This is a genomic window from uncultured Shimia sp., from assembly GCF_913054185.1.
GTDB lineage: Bacteria > Pseudomonadota > Alphaproteobacteria > Rhodobacterales > Rhodobacteraceae > Shimia.
Window position 1 is genome coordinate 1 of record NZ_CAJXIV010000045.1, and the last position, 21,810, is coordinate 21,810.

Genomic DNA, 21,810 nt, shown 5'->3' on the forward strand with positions numbered 1-21,810 from the left:
CGGTGCTCGAGATTGCCAAGGTGGCTGTGGTGCATGTTGTGATTGTGGCGCATGGCAGCATAAGGCGCGAAGGTCACAATCGACAGCACTTCGCCAGCCCAGTCATTGTGCTTGCGGGTCTTGAACAGCGAGGCGTGGCCGGTGTCATGCTGTAAGACGTAAAGCCGCACAGCAGAAAGACCGTTGAGAACCATCATTGGGATCAGGATGTACCACGCGCCCTGGTTGGCAATCGCCGCGTAAAGCGTGGCGAAATAGAACGCAAAGGTACCAAAGAAACTGACCGCGCCAAGTCGGTCATCTTGCACTGTGAATTCTTTCAAGCGCTCGCGAATCTCCATCGCAAACCTCTCTTTTCAAATCAATATTTCCGCCTGAGCCCTGTAAGGCTTGGGTATCAAGGCACACGCAGTCCCAGAATATACGGACCACTTAACAAGACTATAACGCGAATTTACGTCGCCACAATGCACAGTCGCCGCACAGGAGACTGTGCGGCGACGTAAAACGTGAAAAAGAAACTGTGGCGGTGCTTAAAAACCTGCGTCACGGCCTTTGAGGTGTTTGCGCAGACGGGAAGGTGTCGACTTTTTCTTGCCCTTGTAGGGGTTTTGGTCACTCTGACCGCGCATAAACATCCGGATTGGCGTTCCCGGCATGTCAAAAGTTTCCCGCAACCCATTCACAAGATAGCGCGAGTAGCTTGCCGGAAGCTTGTCCGGGTGCGAACACATCACCACAAACCCAGGTGGACGGGTTTTGGCTTGGGTCATATAGCGCAATTTGATGCGCTTGCCCTGTGGCGCGGGCGGTGGGTGCTGTTGCAGCATCTCCACCAGCCAACGGTTCAACCATGAGGTTGGGATACGGCGGTTCCAAGTGTCGTAAGCCCGCAGAATCGCTTCGTTCAAGCGGTCCAAGCCACGTCCGGTTTTTGCCGACACTGTGATCAGTGGCGCCCCGCGAAGTTGCGGAAGAAGGCGGTTGAAGGATTCTTTGAGGTCGCGCAGCTTGTCTTGTTTGTGTTCCTCAATGTCCCATTTGTTGACGGCCACCACCACTGCGCGGCCTTCGCGCTCTGCCAAATCGGCAATGCGCAAATCCTGTTGCTCAAACGGAATGGCAGCGTCCAGAAGTACCACGACCACCTCGGCAAATTTCACCGCACGTAGGCCATCTCCAACCGACAGTTTTTCCAACTTGTCTTGCACTTTGGCTTTTTTGCGCATGCCGGCGGTGTCAAAGATCCGCATCGGTGTTTCGTTCCACGTGGTGCGCAGGCTGATTGCATCCCGGGTGATTCCCGCTTCTGGCCCCGTAAGGAGACGGTCCTCGCCAATGATCTGATTGATCAAAGTGGACTTGCCAGCGTTGGGGCGTCCCACCACAGCGATCTGTAATGGGCGATGTTCGGTGATCAGTTGAGACGGTTTCTGGTTTTCAAGATCAAAATTTTCATCTTCATCCTCCTCATCCAGATCTACATCTACTTCAACTTCATCAGCCAAGGCTTCGGCTTTGCTGGTAAAATCGTCTGCGATCGGCATGAGGTGTGTATAGAGATCATTGAGCCCTTCACCGTGTTCTGCAGAGAGGCGGATGGGTTCGCCAAGCCCGAGAGAATAAGCCTCGATCATGCCCGCATCCGCAGCCCGGCCTTCACCTTTGTTGGCTGCCAGGATCACATGCGCGGAGCGCTTGCGCAGAATTTCAGCAAAGATCATGTCGGTTGGCGTGACCCCAGCGCGCGCGTCAATCATAAACAGGCACACGTCCGCCATGTCCACGGCACGTTCCGTCAGACGGCGCATACGGCCTTCAAGGCTGTCGTCGGTCGCGTCTTCCAATCCCGCGGTGTCAATCACCGTGAATCGCAAATCCGCCAGTTTGGCGTCACCTTCGCGCAAATCCCGCGTGACACCGGGCTGGTCGTCAACCAACGCCAGTTTTTTGCCCACAAGGCGATTGAACAGGGTGGATTTGCCCACATTTGGGCGGCCCACGATGGCGAGCGTAAAACTCATGACAGATCTCCGGAACGTCTGAAGTCGCTCCGATACATCATAAATGCGTCAACGGAAAGCGTACAATTCGCCTTTGCGGTTCACCACGTAGAGAACACCGCCCGCCACAACCGGGTTGGTGGCTGCGCCATGTGGCAATTCCACCGTGTGGGTCAGCAATCCGTTGCGCGGATTGTAGAAACGCACAACATCGTCTGAGGACGGCACAACCAGTTGCCCACCAGCCAGAATTGGACCGTAATGCGCGTGCACCGCTGACTGCTGCTTTGGCTTGTCTTTGACAAACTGCGGCAAGGTGTAACCCCAGATGCGGGTGCCATCGCGCGCATCCAGTCTCAACAACTCATTGGTCTCCGACACCAGGAACAGCGAGCCGCCTGCCGGGAAGACCGGGCTCAAAGCGCCGTGACCTGCCGTCCATTTGCGTTGGCCGGTTTCAGCGTCAAATGCCGCCATGCGGCCGGAGTGGTTGGCCACATAAATTGTATCACCAACAACAACCGGATCGCCGGAAATGTCCCCCACCGTGTTCACAGCGCGGCCTGGACGTGTGTCTGACAGACCTGCGGTCCAGCGGGACACACCGCCGCGCCGGAACGCGGCTTGAATTTCACCGGAGCCATAAGGGAAGATCGCCAAACGATCTGTGATGGCAGGTGCCGCCGGGCTTTGCACGTTTTGCACGTTTGGAATGGACAGCATTTGCCAGGCAATTTTGCCGGTTTCCACTTCCAGCGCCCAGGCCGTGGCGTCACCGGACACCACATAGACCAAATCCCCGTACACAGTAGGTGTGCCGCTGCCGACAGATTGAAACTTTTGCTCCCAAAGATCGGACCCTGTGGCCGGATCCAAGGCTCGAATGCTGCCAAAGCCAGTGGTGACAAAAAGTTTACCTTTGCCGTAGGCCAATCCACCGGTGGATGCCTGGCCAGCCTTGTCGTTCGGCGGTGTCATGTCGCGGGACCAAAGCGGCTGACCACCAATGCTGGTGGCGGTGACGGTGGCTTCTGCATCCACTGTGAAGATGCGGCCCTCTGCCACCACTGGATCAGCAGTTATGCGGGTTTTGCGCGACTCTCCCGCGCCGATGGACGTGGACCAAGCCAGTGTCGGGCGCTGTGACAGGGCGGCGTTTGCCGTGCGGGTGCTCGGCGTGCCAATGCGTCCCGTCCATTGCGCGTTTTTGCTCTGCGCCGGCAGACTGATCGCGATATCTTTGTTTTCGATCACTTCCTCAGACGGGATGAGATCTTCGCGGTCGCCAACTAAGATGATTTCTGGCTCCGCACACGCAGACAGCAGCGCCGCAGTGGCAACACCCGCGGCCAAAATCCAAGACATACGTTTCACTGCTGAGTCCCCCACCCTGCAACTCTTATTGGTCAGCCAGAACAGGCGCGGTGTTCGCCGGTGTTCCGCCAAGAGCCACAATCAACTGAGACGCGCGGTTGCGCAAGCCTGCGGTGACTGCTGCATCCTGGATGAGCGCTTGAAGTTGAGAAATGGCACCGTCGACATCGCCTTCTTCGAGGCTCAGCATTGCCAGTTGTTCCTGAGCAGGCAGGGCCAGTGGCATGCCGGGACCAGCCAATGCTTCAAGTGCCAAACGTCGATCGGCAACCGGAGTATTCTGGCCTTCAGCAAGAACCGCCTTGAAGGCTGCAATCTGGCGATAGATTTCCGGCGTCTCGAGGGCACTTGTGGAGATGCCATTCAGAGTTTGCGCCGCCTCTGCGCCGGAGCCAACTTCGATTTGATGGGTGGCCAAAAGCATATCGGCAACCACTTGTGCATCTGGCGACTCGGTGGTCAGTCCGCTGAGGCCAGCCACACGTTCAGCTGCATCACTGGAGGAAACTGCGCCAATCAAAGCGTCGCCGGTGTTTTGGGCCGCGGTGCGGGCCTTGCTTTTCTGATATTCGTTGAATGCTGCGGCGCCTACAATGGCGATTACAGTCACAACGGCGATCCAGCCATAGCGACGGATGAGGCCAAAAAGGCGGTCACGGCGCACTTCTTCGGTGACTTCTTCGATGAAACTGTCGGTATTGCTCACGCCTGCTCTCCTGTCGGTTTGCCCTGTCTTATCGTTTTGTTTTCAAAGTGCCAAGTACCGTGGCCATTCCGCAGTTACGGCAAGCTCTGTTTCCGGAATTCCATACTATTTTGAACCGATGAGTCCAAATTTTCAAAACTGAGGTTGTTTCTCGGCGCACGAGAGCCAATATGTCGTTGAATATTTGTGCGCTGGAGGGCGTACGTTAAACAACAGGGGCCAAACTATGCGGCTTATACCGGTCTTGACCGCACTTCTTGTGGCGGCGATTTTGTATTTTGTAGTGGTGGAGCGTGATCGTCTTGCAGCGTTTGCTGGGAACGGCGCTTCTGAAGAGGTGAGCGAAGAGAGTACCGAAGACGTAACCGAATCCGATGCCGTCGAGGCTTCTGAGACATCCAATCTTATCCGCGTCGTTGCCGTGCGCAGCGAAGCCCGCACCATCGACAGCGCCGTTGTCCTGCGTGGCGAAACCGAAGCAGATCGCGAGGTTGAGGTGCGAGCTGAAACCAGTGGTTTGGTGATCACAGAGCCGCTGAGACGCGGTTCCAGCGTAACAGCAGGCCAAGAACTATGCCGCCTAGACGTGGGCACAAGTACTGCAGTTTTGGCGGAAGCTAAGGCAAGACTTCTCGAAGCAAGAGCGCGCATTCCAAGCGCACAGGCCACCGTTGCGGAAGCCGAAGCGCGGCTGGAAGAAGCAAAAATCAACGACAATGCAGCGCGCAAACTGTCGGAAGGCGGCTTTGCCTCTTCCACACGTGTTGCCAGCACTGCGGCAAGCGTTCGCGCAGCTGAGGCATCGATTCAAGCGGCCACCTCGGGTTTGGAAAGCACACAGGCCGGTATCGAATCGGCTCAGGCCTTGGTCGCTGCTGCGGAGCGCGAGGTTGAACGTTTGACCATGGTTGCGCCGTTTGACGGCCTGCTCGAAAGCAAGACCGCCGAACTGGGCAGCCTGATGCAACCGGGCAGCCTCTGTGGCACGGTTCTGCGCCTTGACCCCATTCGCGTGGTTGGCTTTGTGCCGGAAACGGACATCAGCCGCGTGAACGAAGGATCGCTGGCAGGCGCACGCCTGACCACGGGTCAGGAAGTGACCGGCCAAGTGACCTTTGTGTCGCGTTCTGCGGACCCTCAAACGCGCACGTTCCGTGTAGAAGTCACCGTGCCTAACGGGGATCTGGCCATCCGTGACGGTCAAACTGCTGAAATTATGATCTCAGCCGACGGCGCAGCGGCGCACTTCTTGCCGCAGTCCTCGCTGACCCTGAATGACGAGGGCACCCTTGGCGTCCGCATCGTGCAAGACGGCGGCATTGTTGCGTTCAAAGCAGTTGAGCTGCTCAGAGATGGAACCGACGGTATCTGGGTTGGTGGATTGCCGGACAAGGCAGACGTGATTGTTGTGGGCCACGAGTTTGTGATTGAAGGTGTTCACGTCGCGCCCACGTATCGGGAGCTTGACCAATGACCGGCGCCATCACCTGGGCAGCCGAGCGCGCCCGAATGATCCTGGCGTTCATCGTCATTTCCCTGGTGATCGGCGCCTTTTCCTACGCAAGCCTTCCGAAGGAAGGTGAGCCGGACATCGACATCCCGATCCTTTACGTGTCCGTCAGTTATCCTGGGATTTCTGCAGAGGATGCGGAGAGCCTGTTGGTGAAGCCAATGGAAACAGAGGCCGTCGATTTGGATGGCCTCGACAAGATGAGCGGTATCGCCTCAGAAAACCACGCTTCCCTGCTGCTGGAGTTCGACTTTGGCTGGGACAAGAGTGCCACAATTGCTGACGTGCGCGACGCCATGAATACGGCGCAAGCCAATTTCCCAGAGGGCGCGGATCAATACACAATCTCGGAAATCAACTTCTCTGAATTCCCAATTGTGATTGTGAACCTGTCCGGTGACGTGCCCGAACGCACAATGGCGCGTTTGGCCAAAGACCTGCAGGATGACTTTGAAGCCATCGACGCGGTGTTGGAAGCGCCGATTGCGGGCAACCGTGATGAGATGGTCGAGGTGGTGATCGACCCACTGCGGCTGGAATCCTACAACGTCACCGCGCCGGAGCTGATCAGTGTTGTGCAAAACAACAACCAACTGATTGCCGCAGGTGAAGTGGAAACCAATCAAGGTACGTTCTCTGTCAAAATCCCCTCTTCGTTCAATGATGTCAGCGACATTTATGAATTGCCGGTGAAAACCAACGGTGAGCGGATTGTGACGCTGGGCGACCTTGCTGAAATCAATTTCACCTTTGAAGACCGTGCGGGCACCGCGCGGTTTGACGGCGAAAACACGGTTGCGCTGCAAGTGGTCAAAGGCAAAGGCTACAACATCATCGACACCGTGGACCAAATCAAAACCACGTTGGCAAAGGCCCAAGAAAGCTGGCCTGAAGAACTTCGGGCAGCGGTTCACGTTGGCACTTCCAACGATCAAAGCCGCGTTGTCGGTTCGATGGTGCGCCAGCTCGAAGGCTCGGTTCTGACGGCGATTGCACTGGTGATGATTGTGGTCCTGGCCTCCTTGGGCAGTCGTGCCGCGATGCTGGTTGGCTTTGCCATTCCAGCCTCCTTCCTGCTGTGTTTTGCCTTCCTCGCTCTGATGGGTGTCACGATCTCCAACATGGTGATGTTTGGTCTGATCCTTGCTGTGGGGATGCTGGTGGACGGTGCGATTGTTGTGGTGGAATACGCCGACAAGCGCATCAAAGAGGGTGTCGGCCCGATGCACGCCTATGTTGAGGCGGCGCAGCGGATGTTCTGGCCTATTGTCAGCTCCACCGCGACCACGCTGTGTGCCTTCCTGCCAATGTTGTTCTGGCCAGGTGTGCCGGGCGAATTCATGGGCATGCTGCCGGTCACAATGATCTTTGTTCTGTCAGCCTCGTTGCTGGTGGCATTGATCTATCTTCCGGTTGTGGGCGGCATATCCGGCCGTTTGAGCCGGGTGTTTGATCATGCGTCTGAGGGGCTGAAATCCCGCCTGCCGTGGGTCGTGCGTGCCTTGCTGGTTCCAGTTCCGCTCTACGGTATGTTTGCTGGCCTTATGCAGATGTTGAACGCAACTTATACGTCTGGCGACGATGGCTCCGCCACCGGTGCACTGATTGGCTGGGGCGTGTTGTTTGTTCTGTCTGCGTTTGCAGCATCAATTACGATGAGTGCCGCCGAAATCACCCGCAAACGCCGTAACGTGAAGTCTGGCTTCCGCCACAATGGCTTTGGCTACCTGATGCGTTTCATCGTCGGCAATCCAATCATGCCACTGGTGTCGATTGCAGCGGTGATTTTCACTGTTGTCTCTATCCTCGGATACTTTGGCGAGAACAGCAAAGGCGTTGAGTTCTTTGTTGCCACTGAGCCGGAGCAAGCCACAGCCTACGTTCGGGCACGGGGCAACCTGTCGCTGACTGAAAAAGACGACATGGTGCGTGAGGCAGAAACCATCATCATGCAGCATCCCGCTGTAATCAACGTGTTCTCCTTTGCTGGCAAGGGTGGCTTGGACACAGGTGGCCCAGGGGGCGGCAACTCGCCACCCGACACGGTCGGTCAGGTCCAGTTTGAGATCATCCCTTGGGAAGATCGCCCTACTGCGCGCGAGACATGGTTCTTTGGCCTTTTGGAGCGTGACGTAAGTTCGCCAGAATTTGGCGGCAACCGCGTGCTGAGCGAATTAGACGCGGAATTGGCAAAACTGCCTGGGTTCTTTGTGGAAACCAGCCCCATCGAACAGGGCCCTGGCTCAGGCAAACCCATTCATCTGCGGATTAAAGGTGACGGCTGGGACGAACTCAACGTCGCCGCGGCCACCGCACGGGAGACTTTTGAGGCGACAGCAGGTTTGACCTTGGTGGAAGACACCCTGCCCCTGCCCGGCATTGACTGGCAAATCGACGTGGATGTGGCCAAAGCCGGCCGCTACGGCGCAGATGTGGCCACCGTTGGTGCGATGGTACAGCTGGTGACACGTGGCATCTTGCTGGACACCATGCGCGTGGAAAGCTCGGATGAAGAAATCGAAATTCGTCTGCGTTTGCCGGACCAGGACCGTGTGCTTTCTACATTGGACACACTTAAGGTGCGCACCAACGACGGGCTTGTGCCGCTGTCCAACTTTGTGACTCGTTTCCCTGTGCCAAAACGCGCTTCAATCAGCCGGGTTGACCAGGAACGCTACTATGATGTGAAAGCAGACTTTGAGCCGGGATTGGTCAAAATTGTATCCGGTGACGGCGAAGAGACCAGCACTCTGGCTGTTTTGAAGGCGCTGCCGGGCGGCGTGTCCCCAAGTGACACGGTGATCTCCACCCCTAATGGCGATCAATTCACGGTGTTTGCCCTGGAAGATGCAACAGCCACAAGCGACTTGCAGGCGGCCATTGATGATGGGGCGCGTCGCATCCCCGTGACTGCTACCGAGCGTATTGAAGTGCTGACGGAATGGCTCGACACCAACCCGTTTGGCCCCTCGGTCAGCTGGGAATGGACCGGGGATCAGGAAGAGCAAGCCGAGTCCGGTGCCTTCTTGATGAGCGCGTTCTCTGCTGCCCTGGGGTTGATGTTTGTGATCCTGTTGGCGCAGTTCAACAGCTTCTACAACTCGGTTCTGGTGCTGTTGGCGGTGGTGCTGTCCACGGCAGGTGTTCTGGTGGGTATGCTGGTGATGGATCAAACGTTCTCGATCATCATGACCGGTACCGGCATTGTGGCCTTGGCAGGGATTGTGGTGAACAACAACATTGTTCTGATCGATACCTATCAGGAATACAGTCAGTACATGCCACGGATTGACGCAATTGTGCGCACTGCACAAAGCCGTATCCGGCCAGTGTTGCTGACCACCATCACCACGATGGCTGGCCTTGCACCAATGATGTTTGGCCTCAGCTTGGACTTCATCAACGGCGGCTACTCGATCGACAGCCCAACCTCCCTGTGGTGGAAGCAGCTGGCAACGGCTGTGGTCTTTGGCTTGGGCATCGCAACCGTGCTGACGCTGGTGTTCACGCCGTCCATGTTGGCAGCGCGGGTTTGGGCCAGCACCTACTTCAACTGGATGATGCGCCTTCTGGCACGCCTGTCCTTCGGCCGCACTTCGCAGGCTGGACAGGACTGGGCTCTGCGCCGCGCAGCTCGCAAGGTAAAACACCCTGTGTTGTTGTGGGATGACACCACCGAAGTGGTGATGGAAAGCTCGTCTCTGAGCGGGCATTCCACAAAACCTTCCGGCCGCAGTCCCACCAAAGTGGACCCGAACGATCTGGCTCCAGAAGTAGAGGCGCCACGTGGTGGAAAAGCAGCCAATGACGACCCGGATCCGGGCGGCATTCAAGCCGCTGAATAGAACGTCAGAACAGAAACCAGAAAACGCGCTCCTTCGGGGGCGCGTTTTTCATTCATCCATAATGTTCTTTTTTTGAAACGTGTTTCGCCTTATACGTGTCGCACCTAAACGATTGCGGTAAAATATATACAGGCGTTCTTATGTTGGATTTGGCGGTCGGCACTTCTTTGTCACCTGCGCTCCCTGCCCTTATTTTAACGGGGTTGGTGATGGTATTTTGGCTCGCGCTGAACCTCGTGACATACACGTTTTTTCACGCAGATAAAGAGCGTGCCATCTATGGGGAAGACCGTATTTCGGAGCGCACACTCCTGTCGCTTGCGCTCATTGGTGGGTCTGTTGGCGCAAAAGTTGCACAGAAACGGTTTCATCACAAAACCCGGAAACAGCCGTTTGGGCATTTTCTCAACGCCATTGTTGTCTTGCACCTGGGGTTGATTGTTCTGGGAACCTACCTGACGGTGGCCGGACCAAACGGCACTTGGATATCAGAAGAACTCGCCACAATCTGGCCAACCTAACCAAACACACAACCAGCCCGTCAAAGACAGGCTGGTCCCTGAGGTTTTGTTGGAACTCAGGCGGCGTCTTCATCCGCCTGCTGACGAGTCCAAAGCTGCGCGTAACGGCCTCTTTTCTCTAAAAGCGCACCATGCGTGCCCTCTTCGATCACCTCGCCTTTTTCCAGAACAACAATCCGATCAGCCTCTGCAATGGTGGATAGACGGTGCGCGATGGTGATCACTGTACGGCCCTCTCCGGCTCGCGCCAAAGCTTCCTTGATGCCTTGCTCGGTTTCGGTGTCCAGCGCTGAGGTGGCCTCGTCTAACAACAGAATTGGTGGGTTCTTTAACAATGTCCGTGCAATGCCAACACGTTGCTTTTCACCACCAGAGAGTTTTAGGCCGCGCTCGCCCACCGACGTGTCATAGCCATCTGGAAGTGCCGCGATGAAGTCATGAATTTGCGCGGCTTTTGCGGCGGCAACCACATCGTCCTGCGTGGCCCCGTCGCGCCCATACGCGATGTTGTATCGGATGGTGTCGTTGAACAGCACCGTGTCTTGCGGCACCACGCCAATCGCGTCATGCAGGCTCTCTTGTTGCACGTCACGCACGTCTTGACCGTCAATGCGCAGCGCCCCGCCCTGCACATCGTAAAACCGGAACAGCAACCGGCCAATGGTGGATTTGCCCGAGCCAGACGCCCCGACAATCGCCACCGTCTGACCACCCGGCACATCCAAGCTCACGCCTTTCAGGATGGCGCGTTCGGCCTCATAACCAAAGGCCACAGTGTCCAGCGAAATGGACCCGTCTTTGATGGCCAAGGGTTTGGCATCAGGTTTGTCAGCCACTTCGGCAGGTTGTTCAAGCAGTTCAAACATCTCGCCCATGTCCACAAGACTTTGACGGATCTCTCGATAGACGGTGCCCAGAAAGTTCAGCGGCATGGTGATCTGCACCATATAGGCGTTGACCATGACAAAATCGCCGACTGTGAGATCACCGTTTTGCACGCCAATCGCAGCCATGACCATCACGATGACCAGCCCTGTGGTGATCAGAAATGACTGGCCGAAGTTCAAAAAAGCCAAGGAATATGAGGTCTTTAACGCGGCTTCTTCATAGCCAGCCATGGCGCTGTCGTACCGCGCAGCCTCGCGCCTTTCAGCCCCAAAGTATTTCACAGTTTCAAAGTTGAGCAGGCTGTCGATCGCCTTTTGGTTGGCATCGGTGTCCTGATCATTCATCTGACGGCGCAGCTTCACCCGCCATTCGGTGACCTTGAAAGTGAACCAGATGTAGATCGCAATGGTTACGCCTACAACGGCCAGATAACGCGCATCAAACAGCCAATAAAAGATCGCTGAGATCATCAGCAGCTCGAGCACCAGCGGGCCGATAGAGAACAACAAGAAGCGCAGTAAGAACTCCACACCTTTCACACCACGTTCGATGATGCGGCTCAAACCTCCTGTTTTGCGGGTGATGTGATAGCGCATCGACAGGCGGTGGATGTGTTCAAACGTTTCCAGTGCCAATTGCCGTAACGCCCGCTGCGCCACTTTGGCAAACACTGCATCGCGCAGTTGCTGGAAGCCATTGGTCATCAAACGCGCCATGCCATAGGCCACGGTTAGGCCAACCGCCCCGAGAGCCAATGGCGGCACACCTTCATTGGCCAGCGCATCCACGGCGCCCTTGTAAAGCATCGGCGAATAGACCGCGATAACCTTGGACGCTAACAGCATGCACAGTGCCAGCACCACGCGATGTTTTACCCATGGCTTGTCATCGGGCCAGAGATAAGGAGAAACTTTTCGTATCGTACGCCAACCAGAGCGTTGCTCATTGCGCGCGAGTTCCTCAGCCGTAGCCGTGTGCCATTTGGTCATGCCTGCCTGCCTGTCAGTTGGTGAGCCTGACAAACGTAATCATCGTGCGCAGGACATGCCAGCCCTGACGCGATTATTCTTCGGGCACCGTAAAGACTTGGCCCGGGTAGATCAGGTTTGGATCGCGGATTTTGTCTTTGTTGGCCTCAAATACCTGTAGGTACAGCTGACCCTCGCCGTAGCGATCCCGCGCAATCGCCCAAAGCGTGGCGCCCGGTTGCACGGTGACAATGCGCACCGGAGGTTGGGCCGTTTCGGGCTGGGCCTCAGGCGTGGTTGTTGGTTTGGTGAGCGCTGACGCGTCTGTTGTCGCAGGTGCGTCTGCGCTGGCTTGCTCCGAAGCGGGTGGCTGCTCCGCCTCAGCGGAGGTTTCAGCCTCTACAGCGGGGCTGGTTTCGACCGCTTCGGCGTCAGGCGCGCTTGTGGCTTCTACAGCAGTTGGATCAGAGACAGTCGCTTTTGAAGTTTCAACTTCTGTCACAGCATCTTTTGTAACGGCTGCAACCTCGGGAGACTTGTCTTCCGATATCACTTTTGGCGTTTTTGCGGCCTTAGCCGCGTCAACCTGCGCCGCCGCAGGCGCCTCGGTTGCCTCTGCAACTTTAGGTTCAGCCACTCCATCTACCTCACCAGAAACTCCCGCGTCCGCCTTTGCCGTGGCCTCTTCTGCCGCAGCAATTTCAGCCTGCGCGCGGGCCTGCGCCACAGTCTCCGGCGTTTCGCGTTTAAACGGCGTGACAATGCGGGATAGCACTTTTGCACTCGCATCCACCTCGTCGGCGCGCAATTCATAAATGCCGCCTGACACGTCGCCAAGTTGCGTCGCCCAAAGACCAGCCGCATCAATCTGCGTCGACGCCGCCAGCGCATTGTCGAGATAGAGATGCACAAAACCGCTGGGGGTGCCCCGTCCCGACACCATTACAGCGCCGGTGTCCGTGTAGCTGATCGAGTCAATTGAGATCGCGGCCAAAACTTCCGGCGTGGTGTCCTGTGGTGCGGCGGGTTGCACCACCCGCACCCCTTCGGAATCCGACACAATCACCGCCGGCGCCTTGGGCTTCGGGGTAGGTTCGACCGCAGCCACTTCGCTTTCTGGAGTGGCGAGGTCAGATGATTCAACGGGTTTTTCTGGTTTTATTTCAGCAGCCTGTGGCGCACTGCTAACCTCATCTTCCGCGCTCAAATTGGCTGTCTCAGATTGATCTACGCTTTCTGGGCTCGCGGTCTTGGCCACTTCGTCTGTTGCCGCAGAGTCATCTTGTACAACGCCCGCCTCAGCCTCTTTGGTCACGGCGTCTTCGCTCACCACTTTCGGTAACACCACAGCTTCCGCAACGGCCACAACTGGCGCAACAATCACGGTGGCATCGGACGGCACATCGCCCTCGTCCCGCCGCTCAACCAGGCTCAGCACACGCGGCGCGTCGCTTGGTTCAATTGCAAGGATTGCTGCAAATTTGCCTGCGGTATCCACAGGAGCCACGGCCACTTCGCTGCCGTCTAGCAAAATGCCAAGCATCGCCCCTGGCGCGGCTGCCCCGGCCACCACAGTGTTGCCTTCCGCATCCACACGCACCACGTCAAAACTTGGCGCGATGGTGGGCGTTGTTGTTTCGTTTGAGACCTCAGCTGCCGCTGTGTCTGCAGGCTGCACCCCAGCTTCTTTTGTGTCGTCAGCCTCAGCTTCCGCCTCCGCAGTCTCTGGTTCCACAGCCTTTTCCGGCGCTGGCTCAGCCGCGATTTCAGCCGCCGGCTCGGTTGTGTTTGCCGTCGCAGGTGAAGATGTCTCTGCTGTGGTCGCATCATCAGCGGTTTGATCGCTGCCATCCAACACACCCGTGGACACCAGCGCAAAGACGGACACGCCCATCGCCACCACAACGCCAGCCACCCAGGCCACATTTCCACTAAAAATTGAAGCTTTGTCACTCATCGCCGAATATCCCCCGAAGTCGGCTGCATCTTGGTTGAGAGACCCTACCAACCCAGATATTGCTGGTCAAAACAGCTTTGAACATATTGGAGACTTTCATGACCACACACTCGATCTGTGTCTTTTGTGGTTCACGTTTTGGCGACGATGCCGCGTATAAGGAGGCCGCGGAAGCCTTTGGCGCACGGTTTGGCGACAAAAACTGGCGATTGGTCTATGGTGCGGGGGACGTTGGGTTGATGGGTGCGGTGGCCAATGCAGCACAGGCGGCAGGCGCGGACACTTTTGGCGTTATCCCCACGCACCTGCTGGAATGGGAAGTCGGCAAGCGCGACCTAACCAACTTCATCGTGACTGAGAACATGCATGAGCGCAAAAAGGTCATGTTTATGAACAGCGACGCCATTGTGGTCATGCCGGGCGGCGCGGGCTCTCTGGACGAGTTTTTTGAAGTGCTGACATGGCGCCAGTTGGGGCTGCACGAAAAGCCAATTGTGGTGCTGAATGTGAATGGGTTTTGGGATCCCCTGATTGGGCTTGTGGACCACGTGATTGCGCAGGGGTTTGCGGAGGACAGCATACGCGACTTTATCCATGTGGCGGACGATGTTCCGGCGCTGGAAGCGATCTTGGATCGGGCGCTTGGTTAAAACCCCAACTGTTCCAAAAAAGCAAAAAGCCCGCCAGTTGGCGGGCTTTTTATTGGATTTAGATCCGCTTACATCCGCGAGGCAACGTTTTCCCAGTTCACCAGGTTGTCCAGGAAGTTGGACAAGTACACCGGACGCTTGTTGCGGAAGTCGATGTAGTAGGAGTGCTCCCACACATCACAGCCCAGCAGTGCGGTCTGGTTGAAACACAGCGGGTTCACGCCGTTTTCGGTCTTGGTCACTGCCAGAGAACCATCTGCGTTTTTCACCAGCCACGCCCAGCCGGAGCCAAACTGGCCGGCGCCTGCGGCGGAGAACTGCTTTTTGAACTCGTCAACGGAGCCAAAGGATTCAACCAGCGCTTTTTCCAGCTCACCTGGCATGGCGTTGGCGCCTGGGCCCATCATTTCCCAGAATTGATTGTGGTTCCACAGCTGGGAGATGTTGTTGAAGATGCCGTTTTGCGCAACGGATTTGGCATCATAGGTGCCAACGATGATCTCTTCGAGAGACTTGTTTTCCCACTCGGTGCCTGCGATGGCGGCGTTGCCGTTGGTCACATAGGCGTTGTGGTGCAGGTCGTGGTGGAATTCCAGCGTCTCTGCGGACATGCCTTTGTCGGCCAGTGCGTCGTGGGCGTATGGAAGATCGGGAAGTTCAAAAGCCATGGGGGTGCTCCCTGTTCGTAAGCAAGTTTCCGTTGGCATTAGATGTGACAATTCACGGCCAAAGGTCAAGCGCCACCAAGTTGTTTTTCTGCACAGAAATTGTGAGTTTGTGTTGTCGGAACGCCGCTGTGACCTATCGACGATCCAGATACTGCAGGCAATCATCCGCCTTCAACACTGTGCGAAATTCGCCGTCGTTAGAGATGTAATGCGTTTCCATCCGGTCCACTGCGGCACTGCGTAGTAAGGCTTCATGGGTGGCGCAAATCTCAGGCCCAATTTCAGTGTCCATTAGATCCACGTAGGTGGCCACCAACCCTGGCCCCTGCAATTGGACGGTCATTTCATAGGTGGTTCCGACGAGACTTACGGACACAAGCGTTGCACCCGGCCCAACGTCGCGTGGGAGAGTTAGGCGCATCGCGTCAATCTCGTGTAACACAGCACCACGTGCCATGGGCAGGCTAGGATCAAACACCGATACCAGCCCATAACCGTACCGACCCAACAGCGCCACAACCAACAACAGCCCAGCAATCGACAAGCCATTTACAAACCCGTGCCGCAGCATGCTGCGCCATAATGCACGGAACATCAGAACTGTATAAGCGCTGCAGCCAAACAGCCAAACGACCGAAAAGATCTTTCCGGCCCAGGCGCCAAAACTCAGGCTGAGCGCGGTCACCGGCCCGGCCAACACCAACGTCAAAAGGTTGAGGGTCAGGGAGACACCAACAAAGCCAAACCAAAACGTATCCGCAACAGACAGGTGCCCACCCATCAATTTTTGAAAAACCGTCGTGCTAAGAATTCTGCTGCGCATGGCGCGACGCTCCCACACGCAGCAGAGTTTGACAAGATGGCGTTTACCCTAAGTGATTGACTTCGCCGCCAACTTCGGCGGAAACCTTGAGCACATCAAAGACGTACTGCGCCACGGAGCGGAAGCAGATGACTTCAAAGCTGCCATCCTCGTTGCCCCACACCGCCGCAGGCACCTGCGCAATCCGAGAGCGACGGATGTCGCCGGCAGCAAAAGCGTCCTTGGAAAAGTCGACAGGGGCCAGCTTCGCCAAAACATCGCGGCTGCTGTCTCCTGACAGCCGGAACACCGCGCGGGCATCAGACACGTTGGCCACCAAAGCATGGCTGCCTTTCAGAGCATCAGTCAGTGTGGCGACGGCCTCATTGGCGGCGTCATAATCCACCACAACCAGCAGCTCGTCTGGCGACATCCACGCCACAGCGCCTGTATCTCCAGAAGTCACCTTGCGCTGTGCTGGCAACACCGCGCCCGTTGCCGCTTTCACGGCCGCCATCATCTCCTTGGACGCCAGATCGCCACGCACGGTGATCATGCCGCGCAGGCCGGTTTCTGCGACCTTGGCAAAGCCTTCGAAAGTTACGCCATCCAGGGCGCTCACAGCCTCAGACATTCTGCTTCTCCCCGTCTTTGTCATAGAACACCGGATCCACCACTTTGGCTTTTACCGTACTGCCGTCCACTTTGTTGAACTCAACCACATCACCAAGCCGTTTCATGCCGCCGTGGATCAGCCCCATCGCGATGCCGCGGTCCAGTGTGGGCGAGTAGTAAGTTGAGGTCACACGACCTTGCGTGTTGCGCTGGCCGTTGGCATTGGTGCCATGATCGACAATGTAAGCCCCATCGGGAATGACGGAGCCGTCTTCAGTTTTAAAGCCCGCCAGTTTCCAGCGATCTTCAGAGGCCATATGGTCACGCAATTGCGCACGTTTGCCCAAGAAGTCTTCTTTCTTCTTGGAAATCGCCCACTGCATGTTGAGATCCTGCGGGATCACCGTGCCGTCGGTCTCATCTCCAATCATGATGAAGCCCTTTTCAGCCCGCATCACGTGCAGCGCTTCGGTGCCATAGGGCATGATGTTGAACTCTGCGCCCGCTTCCAACAATGCGTCCCAGAAGGCGCGGCCTTGGCTGGCTGGCACGGCGATTTCATAAGACAGCTCGCCAGAGAACGAAATACGATAGGCCCGCGCGTCAAAGTCACCAATCGTGCCGTCTTTCCACTCCATGAAGGCAAGGCCTTCTTTGGAGACATCCATCTCGCCGCCAAGTTTCTCAATCACCTTGCGTGCGTTGGGGCCGACAACTGCAATCTGGGCGTATTGCTCGGTCACATTGGCGGTATAAACCTGCCAGTCCCACCATTCACATTGCAGCCAGTCTTCCATCCAGCCGTGAATGCGCTCCGCGCCGCCGGTGGTGGTGTGACATAGGAAAGTGTCCTCATCGATGCGCGCTACAACGCCGTCATCCATCAGGAAACCGTTCTCGTTACACATCAAGCCATAGCGGCATTTGCCGGGCTTCAACGTGGACATCATGTTGGTGTACATCATGTTCAGGAACTTGCCAGCATCCGGGCCTTTGACAATGATCTTGCCCAAGGTGGAGGCATCCAGCAGGCCGACAGAATCGCGGGTCTGACGGATTTCGCGCGTCACCGCATCGGCGTGGCTTTCGCTGCCCTGCGGGAAGCAATACGGTCGTCGCCAGTGTCCAACCGGTTCATAAAACGCGCCATTGGCCTCATGCCAGCCATGGATAGTTGTGCGGCGCAGCGGCTGGAAAACCTCATCACGTGCTTCGCCGGCAATCGCGCCCATAGAGATGGGCGTGTAAGGCGGACGGAAAGTGGTGGTGCCGGTGGCTGGAATCGGTTGATTGAGCGCATCAGAAAGAACCGCCAATCCGTTGATGTTACTTAATTTTCCTTGATCCGTCGCCATGCCCAATGTGGTGTAACGCTTGGTATGCTCTACCGACTCGTAGCCTTCTTGCGCAGCCAAGCGCACGTCGGACACTTTCACGTCGTTCTGATAATCCAACCAGGCTTTCATACGCAGCTTAGGCCCTGCGCCTTGTGGCATCATCCAACATGGCACTAAAGGCGCTTCGTCATGTACGTCCCCTTTTGGGGCGTCAGCAGAGGTCACCGCAAAGCCCGCGGCTTGCGCTGCGGCTTCACCAGCCTTTTGGCCATCAACCAGAACGTCATCCAGCTTCAACGGGCCACTGGCAGAGCCTGCTGTTACAACAAATGCATTGCCATCATGGCTGGTTGGGGCGCGGTCCGGATCGGGGCGGAAATGCGCCTGAGCCTCGTCCCAAATCAGCTTGCCGCCGCAATGGGACCAAAGGTGCACCACCGGGGACCAGCCGCCGGACATGGCCACCGCGTCACAGGCAATTTCTTCCAGCACAGCACCTTCGCCCGCCTGGGCACAGATCGCCACGCCGGTCACGCGTTTGCCGCCCTTGATTTTGGCAATGCCTTTGCCGTTTTCAACCCGAAAGCCTTGCTCCCGTGCGGCTTTCGCCAATGCACCGCCGCCGTTTGGACGGGAGTCCAAGATAACAGGCACCTCAAGACCATGATTTTTGAGCGTAAAGGCGGTGCGGTAGGCGTCATCGTTGTTGGCCACAACCACCACACGGTCGCCAGAGGATGTACCAAAATTCACGATGTAATCGCGCATCGCACTCGCGAGCATCACACCGGGAATGTCATTGCCCGCAAAGGACAGCGGGCGCTCAATCGCGCCGGTGGCCGTCACAATCTGTTTCGCACGGATGCGCCACAATCGGTGGCGTGGGCCATCCAGCATCGGCGCGTGATCGGTCAGACGCTCGTAGCCGAGGATGTAGCCGTGGTCATAGACCCCTGCCCCCATCATGCGATTGCGCAATGTGACGTTATCCATCGCTTCAAGCTCGGCCACGGTGGCGTCGATGAAGTCATCCACCTTCACCCCGTCCACTTTGCCGCCATCGACCGGCGCACGGCCACCCCAATGGGCGGTTTGCTCCATCAACAGAACTTTGGCACCGGATTGACCCGCCGCTTTTGCGGCCATCAAGCCAGCGACGCCGCCGCCAACGACAACCACGTCAAAGAAGGCATAAAAATGCTCGTAGCGGTCCGCATCGCGGTCTTTGGGCGCTTTGCCCAAACCCGCAGAATGGCGCACGATGGGTTCAAACACATGTTTCCAAGCTGCCGCCGGGGCCATGAAAGTTTTGTAGTAAAACCCAGCTGGCAAGAAGCGCGCGGCGTAGTTGTTGGCCACGCCAATGTCGAATTCCAACGAAGGCCAGTGGTTCTGCGACGTGCAGGTCAGACCGTCAAACAGCTCCGTGGTGGTGGCGCGTTGGTTGGGCTCAAATTTGCCACCCTGCCCCATATTCACCAGCGCATTGGGTTCTTCCGCGCCCGATGCGACAACGCCGCGTGGGCGATGGTATTTGAACGACCGGCCCATCATCATCTGGTCGTTGGCCAAAAGCGCGGAGGCCAGCGTGTCACCTTCAAAACCGGTGAACTGTTTGCCGTTAAAGGAGAATGTCACCTGTTTGGCTTTGTTCAAAAGCCGCCCGCCGGTGGTCAGACGTGTGCTCATGAGAATTCCCTCCACGACCAGTTGGGGATTTTGGCCGAGATCTTGTCTTTGATGTCTTGTGGCGGCTCCAGCGTTTGCGCGCTATAGGTGCCAAACACCTCCAGCGTGGTGGTGGAGCGCGCCGCGTGGAAGAACTTGCCGCAGCCTGACGCATGCCGCCAGCGTTCCAGATGCACACCTTTGGGGTTCTCGCGCATAAAGAGGTAGCTTTCAAAATCCGCGTCGTCACTGTCCGGACCAAAGCGTTTCAGATGGGCCTCACCTTCGGCGTGAAGCTCGGTTTCCTCGGCCCAGACGCCGCAATAGGGGCATTGAAGGGTTAGCATTTTGCAATCTCCCAAGTAGTACAGAGGGCAACGCCCGATCCGAGGGTGGAAGCGAAGCGCCCGCCCGTGGGGGCGGATCGGGCGCTGCCCGGCGTTGCCGGGCGGTCAAGTTTATAAGAAATGAGAATAGACATCACGACTGCCTTTCAAACCCGAGAACCGCCAGCGGATCATGGCGCCAGCCACCTACCGACGAGAATTGCAAAACCATAGCGTCTTGACTGCCTGCTGGCATGTGGATCTCCGCAAAAGCTTGCCAGAGGTCTTTGTCATCTCTCCAAAACCGCAAGACGCGACCAAGTTTGCCTCGGCTCACCAGCTTTAGCTCCGCAGCAGTCGGGGTCTCCCACACGCCAAAATTTTGCGTCGAAAACTCTTTGGTTCTGAACTGGGAGTTCCAGTCATAGGCACCATTTTCGTGAAAGATGAACGTCGCTCCCAAATGTTCGTCTTTTCCGAAACCGTCTTGCATCACGCACGACCAAGTCCCAACAAGCTCTTTGCGGCTACTAGAGGCGTTAACCAAGTTCGGAAACAAAGCGACCGCGCCTATACCAGCTAGGAATACTCGACGGTCCGACATCAGTGCGCCACCCCGGCGGCAACGCTTTCATCGATAAACCGGCCTTCGATAAACCGGTCCATGCCAAACTCAGCGGCCAATGGCCCCGGCTCACCTTTCGCGATCAGCTCTGCTGTGGCCCAGCCGCCGCCCGGAATGGCTTTGAAGCCTCCAGTGCCCCAGCCTGCGTTGATGAAGCAGTTGCCCAAAGGCGTTCTGCCAATCACCGGCGAGCGGTCGCCGGTCACATCTACAATGCCACCCCACTGGCGCAGCATTTTCAGGCGGCTGACCATTGGGAAGGTTTCACAAAGCGCGCGCACGGTTTCTTCGACGTGATGGAACGATCCGCGTTGGGTGTAATTGTTGAACCCATCGGTGCCGCCGCCAATCACCATCTCACCTTTGTCAGATTGCGACATGTAGCCATGCACAGTATTGGCCATCACCACCACATCCATGCAGGGTTTGATCGGCTCGCTCACCAGCGCCTGTAGCGCGACGCTTTCCATTGGCAGACGGAAGCCCGCCATGTTGGCCAGATCACCAGAGTTGCCAGCCACCACAAGGCCAAGTTTGTCACAATCGATGGGGCCTTTGGTGGTGTCCACACCCACCACATTGCCACCTTCAGACCGCACGCCAACCACTTCACATTTCTGAATAATATCCATGCCCATGTCGGAACAGGCACGGGCATAACCCCAGGCCACTGCATCGTGTCGGCCAGTGCCGCCACGCGCCTGCCAAAGGCCACCCAACACCGGATAGCGTGGGCCATCGATGTTGATGATTGGCACCAGCTCTTTCACCCGCTCCGGCCCGATGAACTCGGTTGGCACGCCTTGTAAGGCGTTGGCATGGGCGGTGCGCTGATAGCCCCGAATTTCGCTTTCGGTTTGCGCCAGCATGATCACGCCACGTGGGGAGAACATGACGTTGTAGTTCAAATCCTGGCTCATGGTCTCATAAAGAGAGCGCGCTTTTTCATAGAGCGCGGCGGAGCTATCCTGCAAATAATTGGAGCGGATGATGGTGGTGTTGCGTCCGGTGTTGCCGCCGCCAAGCCAGCCTTTTTCGATGATGGCTACATTGGTGATGCCAAAATTCTTACCTAGGTAGAAAGCGGTGGCGAGGCCATGGCCACCTGCGCCCACAATGATCACGTCGTATTTCTTTTTGGGTTCAGGAGAGCGCCACGCGCGTTCCCAGCCGGTGTGGAACCGGGCGGCTTCGCGGGCGATGGCAAAGGCAGAATATTTTCTCATGAGCGTGATTCCGAATAGGAGGCAACTTCTCTCAGTTTATGAACTTTTTGCTTAGCCGGTCACGGGGGTTAAAGCGCCTATTTGCGCCCCGGTTGCGACATGTCGCGCCAGAAGTCGATTT

Annotated in this window: 17 protein-coding genes; 4 read left to right on the forward strand and 13 right to left on the reverse strand. The window is 56.9% G+C overall.

From position 1 onward, the window contains the following. The 4 genes from QZ517_RS10920 to QZ517_RS10935 all read right to left on the reverse strand — a co-directional run. The coding region (locus QZ517_RS10920; protein ID WP_294226576.1) for a fatty acid desaturase at positions 1–341 on the reverse strand (341 nt) is incomplete at its 3' end. Positions 342–533: 192 nt separating this feature from the next. Then, positions 534–2,024: a ribosome biogenesis GTPase Der gene (gene der, locus QZ517_RS10925; protein ID WP_294226579.1), complete on the reverse strand. Its 1,491-nt coding sequence runs from the start codon at positions 2,022–2,024 to the stop codon at positions 534–536. 48 nt (positions 2,025–2,072) lie between these two features. After that, positions 2,073–3,368, reverse strand: a complete 1,296-nt coding sequence (locus QZ517_RS10930; protein ID WP_294226642.1) for a PQQ-like beta-propeller repeat protein — start codon at positions 3,366–3,368, stop codon at positions 2,073–2,075. 34 nt (positions 3,369–3,402) lie between these two features. Further along, positions 3,403–4,083: a hypothetical protein gene (locus QZ517_RS10935; RefSeq protein ID WP_294226584.1), complete on the reverse strand. Its 681-nt coding sequence runs from the start codon at positions 4,081–4,083 to the stop codon at positions 3,403–3,405. Between the two features lie 226 nt (positions 4,084–4,309). Here QZ517_RS10935 and QZ517_RS10940 point away from each other — a divergent pair, with 226 nt between their 5' ends. The 3 genes from QZ517_RS10940 to QZ517_RS10950 all read left to right on the forward strand — a co-directional run bounded on the left by QZ517_RS10940 (position 4,310) and on the right by QZ517_RS10950 (position 9,959). Next, positions 4,310–5,557 carry an efflux RND transporter periplasmic adaptor subunit gene (locus tag QZ517_RS10940; protein WP_294226586.1) on the forward strand — a complete coding sequence of 416 codons (1,248 nt, stop codon included), beginning with the start codon at positions 4,310–4,312 and terminating at the stop codon, positions 5,555–5,557. Next, positions 5,554–9,438, forward strand: a complete 3,885-nt coding sequence (locus QZ517_RS10945) for an efflux RND transporter permease subunit (RefSeq protein WP_294226589.1) — start codon at positions 5,554–5,556, stop codon at positions 9,436–9,438. The genes QZ517_RS10940 and QZ517_RS10945 overlap by 4 nt, the downstream gene beginning before the upstream one ends. Before the next feature lie 209 nt (positions 9,439–9,647). Beyond that, a complete protein-coding gene (locus tag QZ517_RS10950) occupies positions 9,648–9,959 on the forward strand; it encodes a DUF1294 domain-containing protein (protein ID WP_294226591.1) in 312 nt (103 codons plus the stop codon). Between the two features lie 56 nt (positions 9,960–10,015). On the opposite strand, the gene QZ517_RS10955 is transcribed toward QZ517_RS10950, so the two are convergent. Both QZ517_RS10955 and QZ517_RS10960 read right to left on the reverse strand, forming a co-directional pair. Beyond that, on the reverse strand, positions 10,016–11,836 hold the full coding sequence (locus QZ517_RS10955) for an ABC transporter ATP-binding protein/permease (protein ID WP_294226592.1): 1,821 nt from the start codon (positions 11,834–11,836) through the stop codon (positions 10,016–10,018). A gap of 73 nt (positions 11,837–11,909) precedes the next feature. Continuing rightward, positions 11,910–13,772 carry a LysM peptidoglycan-binding domain-containing protein gene (locus QZ517_RS10960; RefSeq protein ID WP_294226594.1) on the reverse strand — a complete coding sequence of 621 codons (1,863 nt, stop codon included), beginning with the start codon at positions 13,770–13,772 and terminating at the stop codon, positions 11,910–11,912. A 98-nt stretch (positions 13,773–13,870) separates the two neighbouring features. On the opposite strand from QZ517_RS10960, the gene QZ517_RS10965 reads away from it, so the two are divergent. Further along, the gene (locus QZ517_RS10965) at positions 13,871–14,422 is read left to right on the forward strand and encodes a TIGR00730 family Rossman fold protein (protein WP_294226596.1); all 552 of its coding nucleotides are present in this window, start codon (positions 13,871–13,873) and stop codon (positions 14,420–14,422) included. 68 nt (positions 14,423–14,490) lie between these two features. On the opposite strand, the gene QZ517_RS10970 is transcribed toward QZ517_RS10965, so the two are convergent. From QZ517_RS10970 to QZ517_RS11000, 7 genes are all read right to left on the reverse strand, one after another. Then, the gene (locus tag QZ517_RS10970) at positions 14,491–15,090 is read right to left on the reverse strand and encodes a superoxide dismutase (protein WP_294226599.1); all 600 of its coding nucleotides are present in this window, start codon (positions 15,088–15,090) and stop codon (positions 14,491–14,493) included. A 133-nt stretch (positions 15,091–15,223) separates the two neighbouring features. Further along, complete coding sequence (locus QZ517_RS10975; protein WP_294226602.1) at positions 15,224–15,913, reverse strand: hypothetical protein; 690 nt, start codon at positions 15,911–15,913, stop codon at positions 15,224–15,226. A 43-nt stretch (positions 15,914–15,956) separates the two neighbouring features. Then, positions 15,957–16,526 carry a sarcosine oxidase subunit gamma family protein gene (locus QZ517_RS10980; RefSeq protein WP_294226605.1) on the reverse strand — a complete coding sequence of 190 codons (570 nt, stop codon included), beginning with the start codon at positions 16,524–16,526 and terminating at the stop codon, positions 15,957–15,959. After that, entirely contained in the window at positions 16,519–19,533 is a 3,015-nt protein-coding gene (locus tag QZ517_RS10985; RefSeq protein ID WP_294226608.1) for a sarcosine oxidase subunit alpha family protein, read from the reverse strand. Before QZ517_RS10985 ends, QZ517_RS10980 begins: the two co-directional genes overlap by 8 nt. Next, positions 19,530–19,859 carry a sarcosine oxidase subunit delta gene (locus tag QZ517_RS10990; protein ID WP_164646493.1) on the reverse strand — a complete coding sequence of 110 codons (330 nt, stop codon included), beginning with the start codon at positions 19,857–19,859 and terminating at the stop codon, positions 19,530–19,532. Before QZ517_RS10990 ends, QZ517_RS10985 begins: the two co-directional genes overlap by 4 nt. A 133-nt stretch (positions 19,860–19,992) precedes the next feature. After that, positions 19,993–20,331: a hypothetical protein gene (locus tag QZ517_RS10995; RefSeq protein WP_294226613.1), complete on the reverse strand. Its 339-nt coding sequence runs from the start codon at positions 20,329–20,331 to the stop codon at positions 19,993–19,995. 110 nt (positions 20,332–20,441) lie between these two features. After that, a complete protein-coding gene (locus tag QZ517_RS11000) occupies positions 20,442–21,689 on the reverse strand; it encodes a sarcosine oxidase subunit beta family protein (protein WP_294226616.1) in 1,248 nt (415 codons plus the stop codon). Positions 21,690–21,810 lie beyond the last annotated feature (121 nt).